Origin of the sequence: Rhodopila globiformis, assembly GCF_002937115.1 — a bacterium.
Lineage (GTDB): Bacteria > Pseudomonadota > Alphaproteobacteria > Acetobacterales > Acetobacteraceae > Rhodopila > Rhodopila globiformis.
Map to the genome: position 1 here is coordinate 14631 of NZ_NHRY01000226.1, position 20082 is coordinate 34712.

The window sequence follows — 20082 nt, forward strand, 5'->3', positions numbered from 1 at the left end:
TTCCAGGTCGTAGGCCAGCATGCACAGAAGCACATGCGCCCTCACCCGGCCCTCCAGCCAGTCCCCTGGCCACGCACCACCCCCGCATTGCCTCCGCCCATAAATCCGTTACCAATCACCCCCGCCGCAACCCACCGCGGCGCCCCGGCCGCGAGTCCCAACGATTCTCGCAGCCGACGACACCCGAACCCCAACGCCCGAGGAGACCATCATGCCCGTCGACGTGAAATACCGCACCACCGCGAGCGCGACCGGAGGCCGCGACGGCTCGGCCAAAACCGACGACGGCACGTTCCAGGTGAAGCTCGCGATCCCCAAGGAACTCGGCGGCCCCGGCGGCGCCGGCAACAATCCCGAGCAACTGTTCGCCGCCGGCTACTCCGCCTGCTTCCTCGGCGCGATGAAGGCGGTGGCGCCGTCGCTCAAGACCCGCGTGCCGGCCGACACCACCGTCACCACCACCGTCGGCATCGGCCCCCGCTCCGAGGGCGGCTTCGGCATCACCGTCGACATGGCCATCAGCCTGCCCGGCCTCGATCGGCCGGAGGCGCAGAAGCTGATCGACGAGGCGCACCAGATCTGCCCCTATTCCAACGCCACGCGCAACAACGTGGACGTCAAGCTCAGCCTGGCCTGAGGCACCAGCCGGACGCCCGGGCCACGCCGGTCCGGGCGATCCGGCGGCGTTTGGCTGGGGGCGCCGCCGCCGGCCCGGCTGGAAGCGTTCCTCTTCCCTTCCTTTACCCCGCCGCGCTCCGGTACTCCCGCAGGTAATGCCGCTCGAACCCCCGCTTCGCCCAGTGCAGCGCCCGCAGCCGGGGCAGCGTCAGGTTCAGCCACGGGTTGCGGAACACCATCATGCCGGCGTCCAGCGTATCGACGATGCAGATCAGTTCCGAGCGGAACCGCGCCGTCGCCCGCCGCCCGGCCAGCTCCGCGGCGATGTTGCGCGCCGCCGTAACCGCCTGCAGGTCCGCCTGGTGCGCCTGTTTCGGCATCCAGTCCGGCCCCGGATAGCTGCCGCCGTCGCCGGCCACCCACACCCGCTCCAGCCCCGGCACGCGGCAGGTGGCGTCCGCCTGCACGAACCCGCCCGGGGAGCGTGGCAGGTCGCTGCCCTCCAGCCAGGCCGGGCCGGTCAGGCCGGGCAGGAACAGGATCATGTCGGCGTCGAACGCGCCGCCCTCGGTCACCACCTGGCGTTCCTCGAAGCGCACCAGCTTGTGGCCCAGGTGGGTGCGGATGCCGCAGCGCCGCATCTCGGCCAGCAGGCCGGTCACCGCCCGCGGGCCCAGGCGCTGGCCCGGCTGTTGCGACGGATTGAAGAACACCAGTTCGAACGAGTCGCGGCGCTTCTGCCGGCGCAGCAGCGTGTCCAGGCCGAACAGGAACTCGAACATCGGCCCGCCGCGCACGGCGCCCGGTTCCGCGGGATTGGAGGCGAAGCCCAGGGCGATGCTGCCGCCCGCCATCGCGTCCAGGCGGTCGCGAATCGCCAGCGCGGGTGGCAGGCCGTCGCACGGCACCAGGGCGTGCTCGATGCCCGGCAGGCGCTTCAGGAAGCGTCCGCCGCTCGCCACCAGCAGCACGTCGTTGCCGATCTCCCCGGTGTCGGTGATCACCCGGCGGCCGCCGTCGGTGACGCGCTGCACCGTGCCCTGGTGCCAGGTGGCGCGATGGCGGGCGAAGAATCCGGCCAGCGGCAGCGTCAGGTCCGCCGCCGAGCGCAGCCCGGGCGGCACCCAGATCAGGCTGGGCAGGTAGGTCAGCGTGTCCCTGGGCGAGACCACCACGATCTCGGCATCGACGCCCTGCCGGCGCAGGGTACGGATGGCGGTCAGCGCGGCGAAGCCGCTGCCGAGCACGACGATGCGGGCCATGCGGAGGTTTCCTTGCCAACACCCGGGCAGCCTGCCAGCACGCCATATTTTCGTCAATGCGAAAATACGAACATTCGAATCAATAATAAAATTCCGCCGGGAACCTCGGCCGGGCAGGTCGCCACCGGTCGCGCCGCCCGCGCCTATGGCGTTCCCGCCCGCTGCTGTGATTAGCTTGCCCCGCCTGCGCGCCGGTTCGTCGAGGGGAGGGACGTTCGCCATGCCGGGACTGCATCAACACGCCACCACGCGGCGGCGGATCCTGCTGGCGGGACTTGCCGGCACGGCCGCCGTCGTCCATGCCGGGGACGCCGCCGCTGACGAACCGCCGCACGTGACGAAGCTCTCGCCCGAGGCGGTGCACTACCAGCCGACACCCAAGGACTGGCAGAAGTGCCTGTTCTGCACCTACTTCCAGGCGCCAGAGACCTGCGGCATCGTGGCGGGCAAGGTCTCGCCCCAGGGGTGGTGCACGCGCTTCGCTCTGCTGCACGAATAGATCGGCCCATCCGGGTTCCCCCGGGCCGGTTCGCCGCGGCGCCTGGCGTACGGTACCGGCGCGTCTGGCCTGCCGTGCCGGCGGAACCGTAACGGCCGAGCCGGCACGGGCGCAGGCAATTTAACAGCGCGGCGTTTGCCGCCAGGTATCGGTCGGGCGCAAAGACAGACGCCGGACGGAAATACCGGCAAGGTGGCGGACTCGGCATCGGCCGGAAGCCGGGTATAACATGGCCATATAAACCGGAAGGTTGGATTCCGCCGATGATCGACAATCCGAAACAGGTCGCCGACCTGCTGGCCAGGATGGAGGCCGCGCTGCCGTTGCCCGCGACCCTGACCCCACGCCTGGCGAAACTCATTCGCGAACAAAAGCCGGGCGTCACGCTCCCCAAACAGTGCGAGGTCACCTGGGTGGGGAACGCCGGCGACGAAGGCGGGATCATGTGCAAGCTGTCCTTCCCCAAAGCGGCCGACGGGAAGGACGCCGTGTTCGTCACCTCGATCACCCACCTGGAGTTCGATCAGGATCTGCCGATGGCGGAGGACATCGCCGTCTATCAGCAGCGCCGGGTGAAGCGGCTGCGCCGGCAGGGCAGATAAGGCCAGGCATCCCGCGCTGTCTGCCGTTTCCGCTGGACGCCGCATTCAGAACGTCGGGGCGACGACTCAGCTTTCACATTATCTCGGCCTGCGGCTGATATTCTGAACCGGATCGCCGACGCCCGTCCCGCTGGCGTTCGAACGGTGGGACACAGGAACGGTCGTTGCCTCACCGTCATGGCCGGGCGTGTCCCGGCCATCCACCCCGTGCCGTCGAAGCGCAGATGGCCGGGACACGCCCGGCCATGACGGAGAAAGAACGGCAAGGTCCGGCCACCCTTCGGCACGGGGCGCGTTGCATGGCCCGCCCTGCCAGTCGGGGCGGCTACGCCGCCACCGCAACCTCCGCCGGCGCCATTTGTTGCATCCGCAGCAGATCCCGGTACGGCCCCGGCCGCACCGCCAGCACCGCCGGCGCGCCATCGTCGACGATCCGCCCCTGGTCCATGACGATGATCCGGTCGAAGCTTTGCAGCGTCGACAGCCGGTGCGCGATCGCGATCACCGTCCGCCCGGCCATCAGGCGGTCGAGCGCCTGTTGGATCGCCTGCTCGCTCTCGGTATCCAGCGCACTGGTGGCCTCGTCCAGCAGCAGGATCGGCGCGTTCTTCAGCAGCGCCCGGGCGATCGCCAGCCGCTGCCGCTGCCCGCCCGACAGTTTCACCCCGCGGTCGCCGACCATGGTGGCGAAGCCCTCGGGCATTGCCTCGATGAAGTCGCGGCAATGCGCCATCTCGGCCGCCGCCATCACCTCGGCCTCGGTCGCGTCCGGCCGGGCATAGCGGATGTTCTCCAGCACGGAGCGATGGAACAAGGAGATGTCCTGCGGCACCACTGCCATCACCGCCCGCAGCGACGCCTGCGTCACGTCGCGGATGTCGTGCCCGTCGATCGACACCCGCCCGCCGCTGACGTCGAAGAAACGCTGCAGCAGCGACAGCACCGTCGACTTGCCGGCGCCGGAGAAACCAACCAGCCCCACCCGCTCGCCCGGCCGGATCGCCAGGTTGAAGTCGTTCAGCACCGCCGAGCGGTTCGGATAGGCGAAGCGCACCTGCTCGAACGTCACCTCGCCACGGCTGGCAGGCAGGTCGGCTGCGTCCGGCAGGTCTTCCAGGTCGTGCGGCGTCAGCAGGGTGGAGATCGCCTCGTCCAGCCGGGCGACATGCTGCGTCAGGTCGACCAGCGCCACCGCCAGGTCGCGCGACCCGTGCAGGATGTTGAACGCCAGCGAGGTGATCAGCACCAGGTCGCCGACCTGCGCCTGCCCGTTCTGCCACAGAACGATGCCCCAGCCGACGGCGCCCGCGGTCAGCAGCGCGGTTAGCACCGCGTGCACCAGCCGCAGGTGCTCAAGATAATAGAGACTGTGCCGCCGCGCCGCCATTTCGGCATCCATCCGGTCGCCGAGCCGCGCCTGCTCCCGGAACGTCGCGCCGAACGCGCGCACGACGTTGAAGTTGCCGATGATGTCGACCAGCTCGCCGTCCACCGCGGCGGCCTTTTCGGCGTAGTCACGATGCCGGCCCGCGCCCTTGCGCGCCATGCTGAACACCAGCGCGCCCAGAGCGAGCGCGATGGCCAGCAGCGAGCCGGCCAGCTGCAGGTTGACCGAGCCGATGAAGGCGATCGACAGCAGCACCGCGATCGTCGGCGGCAGCACGTTCCAGACGGTGGTGTTTTCCAGGGTAAAGGCGGCGGTGGCGGTGGCACTGACCCGGCTGGCCAGCGCGCCCGGCAGGCGCTCGGCGAAATACGTCGGCGAGTGTCCTGACAAATGCGTGAACAGGTCCCGCCGGATGTCGCCGGTGACGGCGACGAAGGTGCGGTGCGCGGCATAGCCGCCGACGCGCCAGGACAGGTTGTCGGCCGCCACCAGGCCGCACAGCACGGCGAAGGCGCCCCACACCAGGGTTCCGGCCGCGTCCCGCCCGGCGGCGACGATGTCGATCAGGTGCTTCATGCCGTACTGGGTGGAGACACTGCAGGTGACGGCGACGATCACCGACAGCAGCACGGTCAGGTGCCCGGCCGGATGCCGCCGGACATAGGAGGCCAGGAACGCCAGCGGCCGCCCGCGCAGCGACGGCAGGTTGCCGGCCTGCGGCGCCGGCGCGGCATTGCGCTCACGGGAATGGGCGGCTGGCCGCCGGGGAAATGGGGCGACGGCCCCGATGACGTGCGCCATGACGATGGCAGGCTCCTGATATCCGGGATGAGGAAGCGGACCCGGACCGCCCTGGACGGGGCTTCGTCATCTTTGGCGGCCGCTGCGTCCGGACACATCGTGCCCGAACATCATGGCCAACACGCCGACTTTTCGCCACATTCAGAAATTATAACCAGGACTTGATAGACGCCAATGGACTGTGAAGTCAAGCACAAGATGTGCCGAAACAATCACAAGAACAAAAGCGGATGACACCCTGAAACCCATAATCAAACTGGGGCACTGTACTTATGCGTATCGCTCAGATCTCGCCGCTGTTCGAGGCCGTACCGCCCAAGCTGTACGGCGGCACCGAGCGGGTTGTTTACTCGCTGACCGAGGAACTGGTCGCGATGGGCCATGATGTTACGCTGTTCGCCAGCGGCGATTCCGTGACCTCCGCCACCCTCGCGCCGATGCGCGAGCAGGCGTTGCGTCTTGATCCCACCGTCAAGGACTGGGTGGCGATCTACTATCGCTTTGTCGAGATGGTTTATCGCCGCAAGGACGAATTCGATGTGCTGCACTTCCACATCGATTACTTCCCGATGTCACTGTTCATGCGCCAGAAGGTGCCGTTCCTGACCACCCTGCACGGCCGCCTCGACCTGCCGGAATTCGTGGAAACCTACTCGACGTTCAAGGATGCGCCGTACGTCTCGATCTCCGACAGCCAGCGCCGGCCGATACCGCACCTGAACTGGACGCGCACCGTGCTGCACGGCATGCCGGCGAACCTGCTGACGCCGCAGCCGGTGAAGCAGGAATACGCCGCCTTCCTCGGCCGCATCTCGCCGGAAAAGGGTGTGGACCGCGCCATCCGGATCGCTGGCAAGGCCGGCATGAAGCTCAAGATCGCGGCCAAGGTCGACAACGCCGACAAGGCTTACTACGACAGCCAGATCAAGCCGCTGATCCAGGGCAACCCGGATGTCGAGTTCATCGGCGAAATCAATGATGCGCAGAAGCCGGACTTCCTCTCCGGCGCACATGCCCTGATCTTCCCGATCAACTGGCCCGAGCCGTTCGGCCTGGTGATGATCGAGTCCATGGCCTGCGGCACGCCGGTCATTGCCTTCAACTGCGGCTCGGTGCCGGAAGTCATCGATCCGGGCGTCACCGGCTTCATCGTCAACGACATCGACGAAGCCGTCGCCGCTGTGGGCAAGATCGACACGCTGGACCGTGCCAGGGTACGCGCCACGTTCGACCGCCGCTTCACCGCGCGCCGCATGGCCGAGGACTACGTGGACGTCTACGAGTCGCTCATGGCGCCGGTGCCCCGCCTGCAGGTCGTCAACGGCTGACGCCAGTACAGGGTTTGTCCTACGCGCCTGGTCCCCTGCCACGGCGGAGGACCGGCCGCGCAGGCGTTCAGTCAAGCCCCTGTGGCGCGATGGTTGCTACTGCGTCATGGCCCGGACAAGCCGGCATTGGCATTAATTTGGGCGGGCTGTCGCCTTTTCGTCATGGTCCGGCTTGTCCGGGCCACCTGTCGCGGCATAAGCGCCTGAGCCAAAATAACCGATCCACCGGAGCCGGCGCACCGGCCCCTCCGCGTCACGGCGGCCGTACGGCCGCCATCTATGCCTTGCGGTGCTGATACCGGCAAAAGGCGTGGATGGTGGGCCTGCGCCCACCATGACGGGGTGGGAACAACTGTACCTCACGCCGCACTAAGTTAGCGCGTATGGTGACCTGTCCGCCGCCCGGTTTCGTCGTCCGGTAACCAATAAAGGTTGCCTCTCTTCCCTGGTCGCATCAGATAGTATGCTCACGGGAGGCGCGCCCCCTTTGCGAGTCCATGCCTGCGCCGGCGTCACAGGCGGCGCAGCGCGTCACTTCTCCGGGCGGTGCGATGCGGAGCAGACTGGGCCTGAACGGGCTGAACTTCTTCACCGCGGCGGTTCAGGCCGGCTTCGGGCCGTTCATCGTCGTCTGGCTGACGCAGTCCGGCTGGAATCCCGTCGCGCTCGGCCTGGCGCTGAGCATCGGCACCTTCGCCGCCCTGGTCGGGCAGTTGCCGGGCGGCCTGGTGGTCGACCAGATCCATCGCAAGCGGATTGTCACCGCCTGGGGCCTGCTCGGCCTGGGAGTCAGTGCGCTGATGTTATGTCTGCCCCCGACGCGGCCGCTGATCTGGGGCGCGCAGGTGGCGCATTCGCTGGCCAGCTGCGTGGTGACCCCGGCGATCGCCGCCGTGACCTTGTGCGTGTGCGGCCATGACAGCTTCGGCGAGCGCCTGGGCATCAACACGCGCTGGGCTTCGCTCGGCAATGCCGCCTCGGCCGCCCTGCTCGGCGCTGCCGCCGTTTGGTTTTCCGAGCGCGCGGTGTTCTTCGTCACCGCGGCGCTGACCGTTCCGGCGCTGCTGTCCCTGCTGATGATCCGTGCCGCCGACTGCGTCGGGGACGCCGACGACCATCCGGCGATGCGCCACCCGCGCGAGCGCGAGCACCGGCCCTGGCAGATCCTGTCCGAGCCGGCGCTGCACGTCTTCGCCGTGGCCGCGGCGCTGTTCCAGCTTGCCAATGCCGCGTTGCTGCCGATCGCCGTCAGCACCCTGACGCAGCGTCACGAGGCGAGCGGGCTGATCATATCGGCGACCATCGTCGTGCCGCAGGTCATCACCGCGCTGCTGGCCCCGCGCACCGGCCGCCTGGCGCAGACCCACGGACGCCGCCTGGTGCTGCTGATCGGCTTTGCCGCGGTGCCGCTGCGGGCCTTGCTGTTCGCCACCCTGCCGGGCGCGGTGCCTCTGCTGGCTTACCAGGCGCTGGACGGCGTCAGCGCGGCGATGTTCGGCGTGATGCTGCCGCTGATCGCCGCCGACTGCACCAAGCGCACCGGCTACCTCAACCTTGCCATCGGCGCCCTCGGCCTGGCCGCCGGCCTGGGAGCGACCTTCAGCACCGCGGTCGCCGGCTGGATCGCCGAGCGCTATGGCCCATCCGAGACGTTCCTGTTCCTGGCCGCGGTCGGAACCACGGCCGTGCTGCTGCTCCTGGTTGCCATGCCGGAGACCCGGCCGGTGCGGCGGCGCCCTCATGCCAGCAAGGCGACCCTGCCGGCATGAGGTGGTTTCTTCCCCGATAGGGGCCGGGGAGTGTCTCGCGTCCTTGTGGGCTGTCTGAAGGGTGAACAGGTCCAATTTCGCGAAGAAGGCATTGGTCCATTGCCTGTGGTCGGCTTCGCGGGAGCGCCGTTGATGGCGTGTCGGCCGTGCAATCCGCATCGGCCCGGTCTGAGACGCTTCACCGCCCATTCGGAACCCGGCAGGACCCTTGGAAACCGCAACCGAGCGCCCTGGCAACGATCGGCGCGCGGCCGACAGCACGTTCGGAGGTCCAGTTCACCACCGGCCCATTTGCGTTCATCTGCGGTTCTTGAATCAGCGTGGCGGCGGGAGGGATGTTGCGACGCCTACGTGCTGCGCCAAAGCAGAAATGGAACCGCAGATGAACGCAGATGAACGCAAATGCAGCAGGGCTGTTGCCGCAGCGGGGGCGCACGTCGTCCGACAGGGCAGTGTCGTGGCCCTTTTCAACACGGTTCCGGTTGGATTTCGGGGCCGTGGAACGCCTCACCCGACCACCCCGGAACCCGACAAGAGCCGGCCGAGTTCGAGCCCCGCGCCGCCGGGCTGCGCCAGCGGCTGCGGGGATGGGAGGAGCAGGCAGTTCGGGCACGAAACGAGGTGGCGCAGCGCGCGGCACTGTCGCTGATCATAGGCCGGCTGGAAGACTTTGCCCGCCGGGTGTGGCAGCGGATGGCGGCGGTGGACTGGTCCACGCAACGCGACCTGATCCGGCTGCTGGTCAAGCGCGTCGAGATCGATCGAGAGGACGTCACCGTGGTGCTGCGCGTGACACCAGCACCCGCGGACCCGGGATTACCAAACCCCGCCACTGAGCATGTTTTGCACCATTGTGGGCTGAGTGAGGACCTCCCCTTGCGGAGTCCCTGTCGTTGGCTGCCAGCGCGCCAGAGCCTGTCAGGATTTTTGTGTGAAGGTCGGGTTTCACCAGGACCTTCTATGCGAGGCTGAACCGGTCGCCGAACAGGATGGCGAACTGCGTCTTGGCAGCGGTCCACTCACGCTGGGCATCTTCCAGTTTTTGCTGACATCGCGCAAGACCAAATACAACAATTTCGTTGCCGCCTCGTCGGAGAGCCCGAAAATCAATCGGTTTTCTGGACGACTCTCAATAATAATACCATATTTTACAGTAGGTTAGCAACCTCGACTCCGGCCAAAAGTCGATTGATTTTCAGGCTCGGAGGGGAAGTGCCCCGGCTGCGGACTGAGGAACGCAGTTTGCTGTTGAGGCTCTCGATGGCATTGGTGGTGTCGATGATCCGCCGCACCTCCGGCGGGAAGGCGAAGAACGGCACCACCTGCTGCCATTGCCGCCGCCTTCGACCCCGCAACAGTCGCACCGCTTGCCGCAAACGTCCTCCGCCGTTCGGCCCGCCAAGGTCCGGGGGAATGGGCGCCAAATCTCCGGCGGGCGGTCGCGGCCGCCATGACGACAGGGCAGCGGCTGCGTGTCCGCCTGATTGCGGTGGCGAAAACGCCCCAGCCCGATCCCGTTCAGCACGACAGCCTCAAGCAAGCCGCCGCTGCAGACAAAGCGCCCGGCCCCGGGCATCCTCCTGCCGTTCCAGTGCCCGGGCCGTCCGGGTAATCCTTGCGCCCGAGGCACAGGGTATGCTGCATTATGGCCGATTACAAACACGGAGGGCATTGCGTCGCTGCCATGGTGCAACCACTTGCCGATGAGGCCGATGCGGCCGGACCAATGTCGCGGCGCCGGGCCATCATGGCCGCCCGGGCGCGCCCGCGCCGAACCGCCAGCCAGCCGCTCGGGCACCAGACCCTGGTGGCGCGCTGCCCCGGCGCGGTGCAGGCGTTCACCGAAGTGCTGTGGGCGCGTCTGCGGCGCGAGGCCGAGGACGCGCTGGAACGCGCCCCCATCCTGGCGCCGCTGTTCCTCGACTCGGTTCTCAACCAGCACAGCTTCGAAGCCGCGGCGATCCACCGGGTGGCGGCGCGGTTGCGCAACGACGTCGTCACCCTGCCGCTGATCGTCCAGGCCTTCAACCGCGCGCTGGAGGCGGACCCCGAGATCGCCGCGGCGTTGCGCACCGACATCATCGCGGTGTACGAGTTCGATCCGGCCTGCGAGCGGTTCATCGAGCCGTTCCTGTATTTCAAGGGCTTCCACGCCATCCAGGCGCACCGGCTGACCCACTGGCTGTGGCTGAATGGCGAGCGCGACTTCTGCGAGTACCTGCAAAGCCGCGCCTCGGAGATCTTCCAGACCGACATCCACCCGGCGGCGCGGTTCGGCCGGGGCATCTTTCTCGACCACGCCACCGGGCTGGTGGTGGGCGAGACCGCGGTGGTGGGCGACGACGTGACCATCCAGCAGGACGTGACGCTGGGCGGCACCGGCATTCAGGCGGCCGAGCGGCACCCGAAAATCGGCTCCGGCGTCATCGTCGGCGCGGGGGCGAAGATCCTCGGCAACATCGCCGTCGGCGACAACGCGCGGGTGGCGGCCGGATCGGTGGTGCTGCGCCCGGTGCCGGCGCGCGCGACAGTGGCCGGCGTGCCGGCGCGGGTGGTGCGGATCGACGCCGCGGACGGCATGGCGCGGCCGATGGACCAGATCCTGCTCGACCTCGCGCGGGAGGCGTTTGTCGGCACGATCTGATTGTTATTTCTTGAGTGTAACTGAAATCTTGCGGTCCGCACCCGGATTCGTTACGGTGCGGCAGTTCCACGGCCGGTTACGCATCCGCGTGCTTGCTATCCCGGCCATGACAGACAAGGCACGGTGATCAACGCACAGCCATCGCGGCACAGCCATCGCGGCGGCACGCGATCCGGATCCCTTCTCTGCGGGCTCTGCGCCCCAGTCTGCGATCTCTGCGTTGGATCGCGGTGGCCGGCGCGCCACCTGCGTTTCGGGTTGGCCGGCTCACCGGCAACGCCGCTCTTTGTTGCGGCACCGCATTTTTAAAACGCAGAGCGCGCAGAGCGGGGCGCAGAGCCCGCAGAGAAGGAATTGCGGCGGCCCGCGATCGCGGCAGATCGAACGCGGCTGGGCTGTTCCCGTCGCAACTTGTGGCCTGGCATTCAGGGCAATCAGGGCCGTATCTTCAACGCGAACCGGCGCCCGGCCTTCGCGGCACTCCAGGTAGTGGACGTCATCCTCGCGCTTCGGCAGCTGTTCATTCGCACCGGGACAGGACAGGCCGGCAGGCGGTGCCCGATGTCAGGTCCGGCCAGGCGTGGCATTCGCACCGGCGCACAGCCGGGCGCGGATGCGGACCCCCAGGTCTGCGATGCGGAAGGGCTTGCAGACATAGTCACTGGCGCCGTTCTGCAGTCCCCGCGCAATGTCGGCCTCGCTGCTCGCGCCGGCCAGCATGATGATGGGCATCTCATGGCCCTGCCGCCGCAGCAGCGCGCAGAAGGCCAGCCCATCGCCGCCGGACAGGCCGAGATCGAGCAGCACGAGGTCCGTCCGCGCCGGTTGCTGTTCAAGATAATGCAAGGCATCGGCCAGCGTGCCCACCTCGACCGGTTTGCACGCCTCGTTCTCTGACAGGTGTTCGACCAGCGCCTGACGCAGCGCCAGATCGTCTGCGATGATCAGGATGAATCGTTTCGTTGGCATTGGTGACGTATCCGCTTGAATTGCCATAATGAAAGCCTGAATGTGTCATATACGAATTTAGTTTTTAACTGCAACATATTTCGCCGTCCTGGCGTTGATTTTCGTATAAGACAAGCCGTCAGGCGGCCGCGCGGCGCGGCTGCCCGTCCTCGGGCCCGGCACGGGCTGGCCGGAGACCGCAGCTGAACGAAATCGCAGGATTGCGGGGCGCCTCGAAGGAACGGGCGTCCCATGTTCGGTGCTGTCGATGCGCCGGGCGTGCGGCTGGCGCGCCGGGCCGCCGATGCCGCTATCGTGCCTGATCGGCGACGCGGCGGACGTACGGGTTCGGCCCTGCCGGCGGGAAGCCGCCGCGCTGGATTGCCTGGTGCCGGAGATGCCGGAGCGCTTGCGCGCAACGCCCCCGGGGCCGATCGGCGTTACGCGGCTTTTTCCGCGCCGGTGCCGCCGCCGGCCTGGTCACCCGCGATGGCGGACCAGCACGGGACCCATCGCCTGTCGGTCCCCGGGCCGGCCGCCGTCCGGCGCGTCAGCATGCCGGCGATCTCCGACGCCGGCCGCGGCGGGCTGATGAAGTATCCCTGCGCCTCGGTGCAGCCTTCCGCATCGGCCAGCCAGCGGCCTCGGCGCAGGCGGTGCGCAGCACCCACGCGCCGATAGCGACGATCAGGCCGCTCTGCGCGGCGACGGGGATGAAGCCGGCCGGCGGCACCAGCGTGCCGTCCGGCTGCCGCCAGCGCAACAAAGCCTCGAACCCGGTGATGCGGTTGCCCGCCAGGTTGAGCAGCGGCTGGTAGTGCAGCGTGAACCCCCCCGTCCTGCAGCGCGGCGGCCAGAGCGGTTTCCAGCGCCCGGCGGTGGCGCAGGTGTTCGTCCATGCCGGGGGTGAACACCCGCCAGGTTCCGCGCTCCGCCTTGGCGTCATACAGAGCGATGTCGGCCTGCTTGAGCAGATCCTCGGGACTCTGGTCCGCCTCCAGCAGCGCGATGCCGACGCTGACGCCGATGACGAGGCCGTGCCCGGCCACGTCGTAGGGGGCGCTGACCTGCTCGATGATCCGCGCCGCCAGCGCCGAGGCCCGGGCCTGGCCGCCGCCGGCATCAGCACGGCGAACTCGTCGCCGCCGAGCCGCGCGACCAGGTCGTCCGCGCGCATGCAGCCGCGCAGCCGATCGGCGACCTGGCGCAGCAGGTCGTCGCCGGCGGCGTGGCCCAGCGTGTCGTTCACCGCCTTGAAGCGGTCGAGGTCGAGGCACAGGACGGCAACCGGCGCGCTGGCGTCGTGGGCGAAACGACGGCGGCGATGACCTGGTTGAAGCTGCCGCCGTTGGCCAGGCCGGTCAGGGTGTCGTGGCGCGCCAGGTGGGCGATGCGCCGCTCGTTCAGGCGCTTCTCGGTGACGTCCTCGAAGGTGACCACGCAGCCGCCGCCCGGCGTCGGCTGGAGCGAGATCTGGCAAATGATGCCGGACCGGACCTCGAGTTCCTGCTGCAGCGGCGTCCGGCTGGTGATCAACCCGTACAGCTTGCGGTATGCCTGTGCCTCGGTCTCACCCGGGTGGATGCCGTGGGCGCAGTGGATCTTGACGACCTCGCACAGGTCCATCCCCGGTTCAACGCACCCGTGCGGCAGGTCGTGGACCGCGAAGTAGCGGCGGTTGACGAACTGCACCTGGTGGTCGGCACCCCAGACGATCATCCCCTGCATCATGCCGTGCAGCGCCGTGCCGAAGACGGCATTCGCCCGGTGCAGCGCCGTCTCGCTGGCTTGGCGGGCGACGAGGTTGTCGCGGAACACTGCCAGCGCGCGGGCCATGTTGCCCAGCTGGTCGGGGGGCGTGGTGCCCGGAATCCGGACCGCGGCGTTGCAGTCGTGGACGTGGCGCATGGCGGCCGCGAGTGCCGCGATCGGATCGGCCCGGTCGCGCCAGGTCTGCGCCAGGGTTCTCAGGCCGAACAGCAACGAGGCAACGCCGGCCAGGACGAGCCCGGCCAGCGCACACGTCCGTATCAACAGGGTCCGGCGGAGACAGCACAGCCGGGCGACGACATCCATGGCGGCATCCAGGACCGGGCGTGCAGCACAGCAGCGCCACCGCAACTTCGCTCAGGACGTCCTCGCCCCCGCATTCTGCGGGCGACGATGCGGATTCACCGGCCAGGCGCCGGGAGCGGCCGTCCACGCTGTGCAACGGCCGGTGTCCTTTCGACGCCGAACCGCCCGCGCGCAGACCGTAGCGGCGCGGCGGCCGAGCCAACAAGGGTAATCTTGTTTCCAAAGATAAATGTCCGCATGCGACGGCGCTGGAGGCTGGCAGGCCGCAGGGCGTTCCGTGATGGCGCAGTGGGGCGGCGTTTCCCGGCGAGCCGCACCGGGCGGGTCGAAGGCGGCGGCGGAGCCTGGATCGCCGACCGATTTTCAACACGGAGGACGGCGGAGGACCAGGAAGGGCCACGAAGGGGCGTGAACGAGTCAGACAATGAAGCCGCGCAAGCCGTGCTTAAGGCTGCGGCATGGACACATCCGCGCAGACCCGGACTGATCGATGCGCTGCACCGCGATCGGCAGCCCGATAACGCCTGGCCAGGCCCCGACAGGCCGGCAAGGTCCGGTCTCCGTGGCGCTTCGTGATCCTTCATCTTCCCCCGTGGTGAGAATCGCGGACAGATGAACAAGCACGAGCGGTTCCGAATAACCCTGGCAAGTGCCACCCGTTGCGGATTCAGCCCCCAGCCGTTGCCAACCACGGCCAGGGCAAACGCCCCAGGGTCTTTCGCGACGTTCATCACCGTCAGCCGGCACGACGCCGTCACGGTGGCCGCAGGCCGGCTGTCCACGCCTTTGCCATGATCGATACCGCAGGCGTGGATGGTGGGCCTCCGCCCACCACGACGAGGGGAAGGCCGGTGCAGGCCCACCATGACGCGGAGGGGCCGGTGCGCCGACCGCGGCCGATCGGCTGTTCGGCCCCGGGTTCTTACCGCGACGCCTGCAACGGCGACGCGGCACGGGCCTGCCTCGATACCGGCAGCACGGCCGGGTCGCGTCCTCCGGCCGATGAATCGACGACAACCAGAAGCGTCCCGGCGATGGGGGTGGGCATGCGGTCAGGCGCGAGCAAGGCGGCGAACCGGGGATCCATCTTCGCCGCGGCCTCCAGATCGGCATCGATGACGCCGTAGCGGTCGAGGAAGCGGTTCATCGCCGCCGGGATGCGGATGCATCCCTCGCTGTCCGGCCGGCCGATGCGCTGCTCCAGCAGGTCCGGGTCGGTGGCGTGCATTTCCATGCGGATGTCGATCCGGGCGCCCGGCGCGCGCCAGTCGTCGGTCTGCTGCCAGCCGAAATCCCACACCCGCATACCCTTCACGCCCAGGCCACGCACGCCGTTCTCGTTCTTGGTGCCCTCGGCGCGGTAGCCGAGGATGTCGGCGGTGTTGCGGAAGACGCCGACGGGGGTGACGAAGTGCTCCTTGCGGCCGGGCTTGCCGGTCGAGACATGGGTGGCGCCGACGACCTCCCACGGTTTGCCGGGGATCGCGCCGACGACGAGCAGGGCCTGGACCGCCGGGTTCCGGTCCACCACCAGCAGGGCCTGCGGCCGATCCAGCCCGGCGTCGGGCACCTGCTGGAGCAGGTCCCATGCCAGGTCCAGAATGCGCTGCCGGTGCCCTGCGGACAGCGTCAGCTGGTGGGGCACCTCCCGCCGCATCAGGGCATGCAGCACCGCGAGGCTGGTCTGGGCGTCGCCGGCACCCGGCGGCGCGGCAGGTTGAGCCATGGCCTGCGTCTCCGCCGGGCCGAGCAGCGACGTCGCCGCCCGGGATGGAGTATGCGCGATAATTGCGGTAGCCAGCACGACGGAGGCTGCCAATGAGTGCCTCATGGTTCGCATTCCAACGCCTTACATCATAGCGCTGGCTGGGAAAGCACATCGCAAACCGCGGGTTCAAGCTTATTCTGATATTGTGATGATACCGTATCTATTTGGAATGAAACACAAGTCAGACGTGCCCGTTTCGCCCGGCCGGCCACGACGGCAACAACCGCACCAACCCGCGCGACGTCCCCCTGATCCTCCGCGGCCCTCAACGGTGCTCCGTTCGTCTCTGTGCGAACAAAAATACCCCATCAACCACGCTGTCCCCGCCGGCGAGACACCATCCCGGGCCGCCGCCGCTCCCAACCGCCAGGCCCAACCCACTCAAACCCCCTCTCAGACGATATTAGCCTCGAACGGCGGCAGCAGGTCCGGCGCCTCGAACTCCAGCACCCACAGGTCGGCGTCGTATTTCAGCTGCCGCGCGACGTAGGCGTCGGCCGCCTCCTGGTCCACCGGCGCCGAACCGGTGGCGCGCATCCAGGCCAGTTCGCCGTCGGCGGTGCGGACCTGGGAGAGCACCGACAGGCCCTCCCGCCCGCGCAGCACCACCAGCACGCCGCCGGCGTCGGGGTCGCCCTTGCGCAGCACGGCGCCGAACCGGCCGTCGGCGTTACCCAGGCGGAGCGCCGAGGCGACCCAAAGGCCGGCCTTGATGCGGGGCTGGGTCACTTGCCGATGATGCGGCGGGCGATCGCCATGCGGTGCACTTCGGACGGGCCTTCATAGACGCGCATGGTGCGCACCTTCTGCGCGAACAGTTGCAGCGGCAGTTCCTTCGCGACGCCCATGGCGCCGAAGGCCTGCATCGCGTGGTCGACGATTTCGGTTGCCATTTCCGTTCCGTACAGCTTCACCATCGAGGCTTCGGTGCGCACGTCCTTGCCCGCATCGGCCTTGGTGGCGGCGTCATACACCATCAGGCGGCAGGCGTGGATCTTCATCGCCGCGTCCGCCACCCACCACTGGATCGCCTGCCGATCGGCCAGGCGCTGGCCGAAGGTGACGCGCTGCTTGACGTGCTCGATCATCATGTCGAGCGCGCGGCGGGAGATGCCGATGCACCACGCGCCGATTTGCAGGCGGCGGACGGTGAGGCGGAGCTGCATCGGCGCGAAGCCCTTGCCTTCCGTGCCCAGAAGCTGGCTGGCGGGGATGCGGCAGTCCTCGAAGACAAGCTCGTAGGTGCGCTGGCCGCCGAGCATGGGGATCTCGCGCTCGATGATGAAGCCCTTGGTACCGCGCTCGACGATGAAGGCGGTGATGCCCTCGTGCCTCTTGCCCTCGCCAGTGCGGGCCATGAGGATCATGAAATCGGCGGCGGGCACGCGGCTCACCCAGATTTTCCGCCCGTTGATCACCCAGTCGTCGCCGTCCTTCACGGCGCGGGTGGCCATGCCGGCCGGGTCGCCGCCGGCGCCGGGCTCGGAGATGGCGATGGCGGAGTGGGCCTCGCCGCTTGCGTAGGGTTCGAGGTATTTCTTCTTCTGCTCGTCGTTGGCGACGGCGATCAGCATGTGCAGGTTGGGGCTGTCGGGCGGGAAGGTGAAGGGGACGCAGGTGCGGCCTTGCTCTTCATACACGCCCATCAGCGCGGCGTAGGGCAGGTTGGCGCCGCCGTATTCCTCCGGCACGTCGAGGCCCCACAGGCCGAGGTCCTTGCACCTGGCGAGGAGTTTCGCTTCGTCCTCGGGCGGGAGCGAGGATTTCTGACCGGACATTTCGCGTTCGAGGGTGGCTTTCTCCAGCGGCATGACGTCGCGGTCGATGAATTTCGCCACCAGATCCTGCAGCATCCGGTGTTCTTCGGGGAGTTCGAACATCGCGTTTCCTTTCCTGGCGCTAGGGCCGTTCCCTCTCCGTCATGGCCGGGCGTGTCCCGGCCATCTGCGCTTCGACAGCGGGGGGTGGATGGCCGGGACACGCCCTACGGGATGCACACATCTCGGAAACGGTCCGCCGCGGCGTTTCCCTTTCGTCATGGCCCGGCTCGTCCGGGCCACCTATTCCAGCACGTGTGCCGCGACAGGTGGCCCGGACAAGCCGGGCCATGACGATGGGGGAACGCTCTTGGCGCCCAGGCAAGCACTTGATTTTACGGTCATTTCCGACTCGTTTCCAGGATGTGTGCATTGCGTAGGGACACGCCCGGCCATGACGGGGGGACGAGGACCTCGCTCCGCCATGACGCAGGTGGCTACCGCCCCACAAACCGCGGCTGGCGCTTTTCCATGAACGCCGTCCGGCCTTCCTTGTAGTCGGCGCTGTTGAAGCAGATCTCGCTCATGCGCCGGACCGCGTCCATGTCGCGCTGGCTCTCGTCCTTCAGCATCTCGTTGATCGTCAGCTTCGACGCCGCGACCGACAGCGGCGCGTTGTCGGCAATGGTGCGGGCGATGTCCAGCACCACGTCGTCCAGCGCCTCCTCGGTCGTCATCCGGTTGATCAGGCCGATCCGTTCCGCTTCCGCCGCGTCGATCCGTTTCGCGGTGTAGAGGATCATCCGCGCGTGCGCCGGGCCGACGAGGTCGATCAGCCGCTTCACCGACTCCGGCGCATAGGCGATCGACAGCCGCGCCGCCGGAATGCCGAACTGGCTGCCGGCCGAGGCGATGCGCAGGTCCGCCGCCATCGCGATCGCCAGCCCGCCGCCCATGCAATACCCGCGTATCCGCGCGATGATGGGCTTTTGGAACGCATGAAACTTGTCGCGTCCGGCGCTGGTGGCGCGGTCGTATTCCGCCTGCGATTCGGCGCTGTTGCGGTTCTTCTCGAACTGGCTGATGTCGGCGCCGGACACGAACGCCTTGTCGCCGGCGCCGGTCAGGACCACCACGCTGACGCCGCTGTCCGCGGCGAATTCATCGAGGATCTCGCCCAGGCCAGTCCACATCTCCATCGACATGGCGTTGCGCTTTTCCGGCTGGTTGAAGGTGATCAGCCCGACGCCGTCATCCCTGGCCGCCAGCATCTTCCCGCCGGCGAAGGCGGTGGTGGCCGCATGATTAGGCAACATTCAGATGACTCCCTTCTGCCGCATGTCGTTCAGTTCCGCGTCGCTGTAGCCGACGCTTTTCAGGATTTCGCCGGTGTGCTCCCCGGCATCCGGCGGGTAGCTGCGGATCGCCTTGGAGAAGCCGGAGATGTTGATGGCCGACGCAACGACCTCGGTGTCGCCGACATGGGGGCTGTGCATTTTCGTTGCCATTCCGAGATGCCTCACCTGCGGATCCGCAAACACCTGGTCAATCGTGTTGATCGGTCCACACGGAATCCCGTTCGCCTCGAACAGCTCGATCCAGTGGGCGGATGGTTTCGTTGCGGTGATTTCGCCGATTGCCGCGTTGATCGCCTTGCGGTCCCTGCTGCGGCCTGCCTGGGTTTTCCAGTCCTCGCGCTGCAGCCAGCCGGGGCGGCCGATGGCCTCGCAGAAGCGGGTGAACACGCGCGAGGAACTGGCGGCGATGTTGATGTGGCCGTCGCTGGTGGGGAACACGCCGGTGGGAATGCCGGTCGGATGGTCGTTGCCCGCCTGCCCCGCCACCTCACCCTCCATCAGCCAGCGGCTGGCCTGGAAGTCGAGCATGAACACCTGCGCCTCCAGCAGCGACGTGGTGACCCAGCGGCCGACGCCGGTGCGCTCGCGGTCGAACAGCGCCATCATGCAGCCCAGCGCCAACAGGTTGCCGGCGGTCAGGTCATCCACCGGAATGCCGACGCGCATCGGGCCGCGCCCCGGCTCGCCGGTGATCGACATCAGCCCGCCCATGCCCTGGGCGATCTGGTCCACGCCGGCGCGCGCGCCGTACGGGCCGTCCTGGCCGAAGCCGGAGATGCTGCCATAGACGATGCGCGGATTGATCGCCCGGACGTCGTCATAGGATACTTTCAGACGATGCTTCACATTGGCGCGCATGTTCTCCAGGATCACGTCGGCCTTTTGCGCCAGGCGCATGAAGGCTTCGTGGCCCTCGCGCGTCTTGAGGTTCAGGGTGATGGCGCGCTTGTTGCGGTGCAGGTTCTGGAAGTCGAAGCCGTGGCGGCGGCCGGCGACGTCCTCGCCCTCGCCCGGCGGCGGCTCGATGCGGATGACGTCGGCGCCCCAGTCGGCGAAATGCCGCACCGCCGTGGGGCCGGCGCGCGCCAGCGTCAGGTCGAGCACCGTGATGCCGTTCAGCGGCAGGCGGGTCTGGCTGGCGGCGAGCGCTGCCTGGTCAGCCGGGCTTTCGGGCATGCGTGTTTCCTCTCGTGATTCCTCTTGGAGCCGTTCCGGGCGATCATCCGCCCGTCCGGCGGATTGCTCAAGGGCTGCGGCCGGAACGA

The 20082-nt window shown here is 68.1% G+C and carries 16 protein-coding genes and 2 pseudogenes; 6 read left to right on the plus strand and 12 right to left on the minus strand.

Going from position 1 to position 20082, the window contains the following annotated elements; genetic code table 11:
• Nucleotides 1-211: 211 nt before the first annotated feature.
• On the plus strand, nt 212-637 hold the full coding sequence (locus CCS01_RS21670) for an organic hydroperoxide resistance protein (protein ID WP_104520850.1): 426 nt from the start codon (nt 212-214) through the stop codon (nt 635-637).
• 103 nt (nt 638-740) lie between these two features.
• Here CCS01_RS21670 and CCS01_RS21675 read toward each other — a convergent pair whose 3' ends face one another.
• Nucleotides 741-1880, minus strand: a complete 1140-nt coding sequence (locus CCS01_RS21675; RefSeq protein ID WP_104520851.1) for an NAD(P)/FAD-dependent oxidoreductase — start codon at nt 1878-1880, stop codon at nt 741-743.
• A 220-nt stretch (nt 1881-2100) separates the two neighbouring features.
• Here CCS01_RS21675 and CCS01_RS21680 point away from each other — a divergent pair, with 220 nt between their 5' ends.
• A complete protein-coding gene (locus CCS01_RS21680) occupies nt 2101-2379 on the plus strand; it encodes a hypothetical protein (protein ID WP_104520852.1) in 279 nt (92 codons plus the stop codon).
• 263 nt (nt 2380-2642) lie between these two features.
• Nucleotides 2643-2981 (plus strand): hypothetical protein, encoded by a 339-nt coding sequence (locus CCS01_RS21685; protein ID WP_104520853.1) that lies wholly within the window; start codon nt 2643-2645, stop codon nt 2979-2981.
• A 325-nt stretch (nt 2982-3306) separates the two neighbouring features.
• Here the strand turns inward: CCS01_RS21685 and CCS01_RS21690 are convergent, their stop codons facing one another.
• Nucleotides 3307-5169: an ABC transporter ATP-binding protein gene (locus tag CCS01_RS21690; RefSeq protein ID WP_104520854.1), complete on the minus strand. Its 1863-nt coding sequence runs from the start codon at nt 5167-5169 to the stop codon at nt 3307-3309.
• A gap of 272 nt (nt 5170-5441) precedes the next feature.
• Between CCS01_RS21690 and CCS01_RS21695 the strand changes: the two genes are divergently transcribed.
• The gene (locus CCS01_RS21695; RefSeq protein ID WP_104520855.1) at nt 5442-6497 is read left to right on the plus strand and encodes a glycosyltransferase family 4 protein; all 1056 of its coding nucleotides are present in this window, start codon (nt 5442-5444) and stop codon (nt 6495-6497) included.
• Nucleotides 6498-7048: 551 nt separating this feature from the next.
• The gene (locus CCS01_RS21700; RefSeq protein WP_158258532.1) at nt 7049-8266 is read left to right on the plus strand and encodes an MFS transporter; all 1218 of its coding nucleotides are present in this window, start codon (nt 7049-7051) and stop codon (nt 8264-8266) included.
• A 958-nt stretch (nt 8267-9224) separates the two neighbouring features.
• Here CCS01_RS21700 and CCS01_RS36190 read toward each other — a convergent pair.
• Nucleotides 9225-9606 (minus strand): annotated as a pseudogene (locus CCS01_RS36190) (transposase); the annotation flags it as partial.
• A 344-nt stretch (nt 9607-9950) separates the two neighbouring features.
• On the opposite strand from CCS01_RS36190, the gene cysE reads away from it, so the two are divergent.
• Nucleotides 9951-10910, plus strand: a complete 960-nt coding sequence (cysE, locus tag CCS01_RS21715) for a serine O-acetyltransferase (RefSeq protein ID WP_239992346.1) — start codon at nt 9951-9953, stop codon at nt 10908-10910.
• A gap of 564 nt (nt 10911-11474) precedes the next feature.
• Here cysE and CCS01_RS21720 read toward each other — a convergent pair.
• From CCS01_RS21720 to CCS01_RS21755, 9 genes and pseudogenes are all read right to left on the minus strand, one after another.
• Entirely contained in the window at nt 11475-11879 is a 405-nt protein-coding gene (locus CCS01_RS21720) for a response regulator transcription factor (protein ID WP_158258533.1), read from the minus strand.
• Between the two features lie 529 nt (nt 11880-12408).
• Nucleotides 12409-12804 carry an EAL domain-containing protein gene (locus tag CCS01_RS36195; RefSeq protein WP_408887501.1) on the minus strand — a complete coding sequence of 132 codons (396 nt, stop codon included), beginning with the start codon at nt 12802-12804 and terminating at the stop codon, nt 12409-12411.
• A gap of 40 nt (nt 12805-12844) precedes the next feature.
• Nucleotides 12845-13137, minus strand: a pseudogene (locus tag CCS01_RS36200) (diguanylate cyclase domain-containing protein); the annotation flags it as partial.
• Nucleotides 13104-13934 (minus strand): PAS-domain containing protein, encoded by an 831-nt coding sequence (locus tag CCS01_RS21730; RefSeq protein WP_104520859.1) that lies wholly within the window; start codon nt 13932-13934, stop codon nt 13104-13106. The pseudogene CCS01_RS36200 and the gene CCS01_RS21730, both read right to left, overlap by 34 nt.
• A 922-nt stretch (nt 13935-14856) precedes the next feature.
• Nucleotides 14857-15660, minus strand: coding sequence for a L,D-transpeptidase (locus CCS01_RS21735; protein WP_193540160.1), 804 nt, complete (start codon nt 15658-15660; stop codon nt 14857-14859).
• Between the two features lie 435 nt (nt 15661-16095).
• Nucleotides 16096-16431: a DUF1491 family protein gene (locus CCS01_RS21740; protein ID WP_104520860.1), complete on the minus strand. Its 336-nt coding sequence runs from the start codon at nt 16429-16431 to the stop codon at nt 16096-16098.
• The gene (locus CCS01_RS21745; RefSeq protein WP_104520861.1) at nt 16428-17582 is read right to left on the minus strand and encodes an acyl-CoA dehydrogenase family protein; all 1155 of its coding nucleotides are present in this window, start codon (nt 17580-17582) and stop codon (nt 16428-16430) included. The genes CCS01_RS21740 and CCS01_RS21745 overlap by 4 nt, the downstream gene beginning before the upstream one ends.
• 374 nt (nt 17583-17956) lie before the next feature.
• A complete protein-coding gene (locus CCS01_RS21750) occupies nt 17957-18775 on the minus strand; it encodes an enoyl-CoA hydratase (RefSeq protein WP_104520862.1) in 819 nt (272 codons plus the stop codon).
• The gene (locus CCS01_RS21755) at nt 18776-19993 is read right to left on the minus strand and encodes a CaiB/BaiF CoA transferase family protein (RefSeq protein WP_104520863.1); all 1218 of its coding nucleotides are present in this window, start codon (nt 19991-19993) and stop codon (nt 18776-18778) included. It abuts the gene before it with no gap.
• Nucleotides 19994-20082 lie beyond the last annotated feature (89 nt).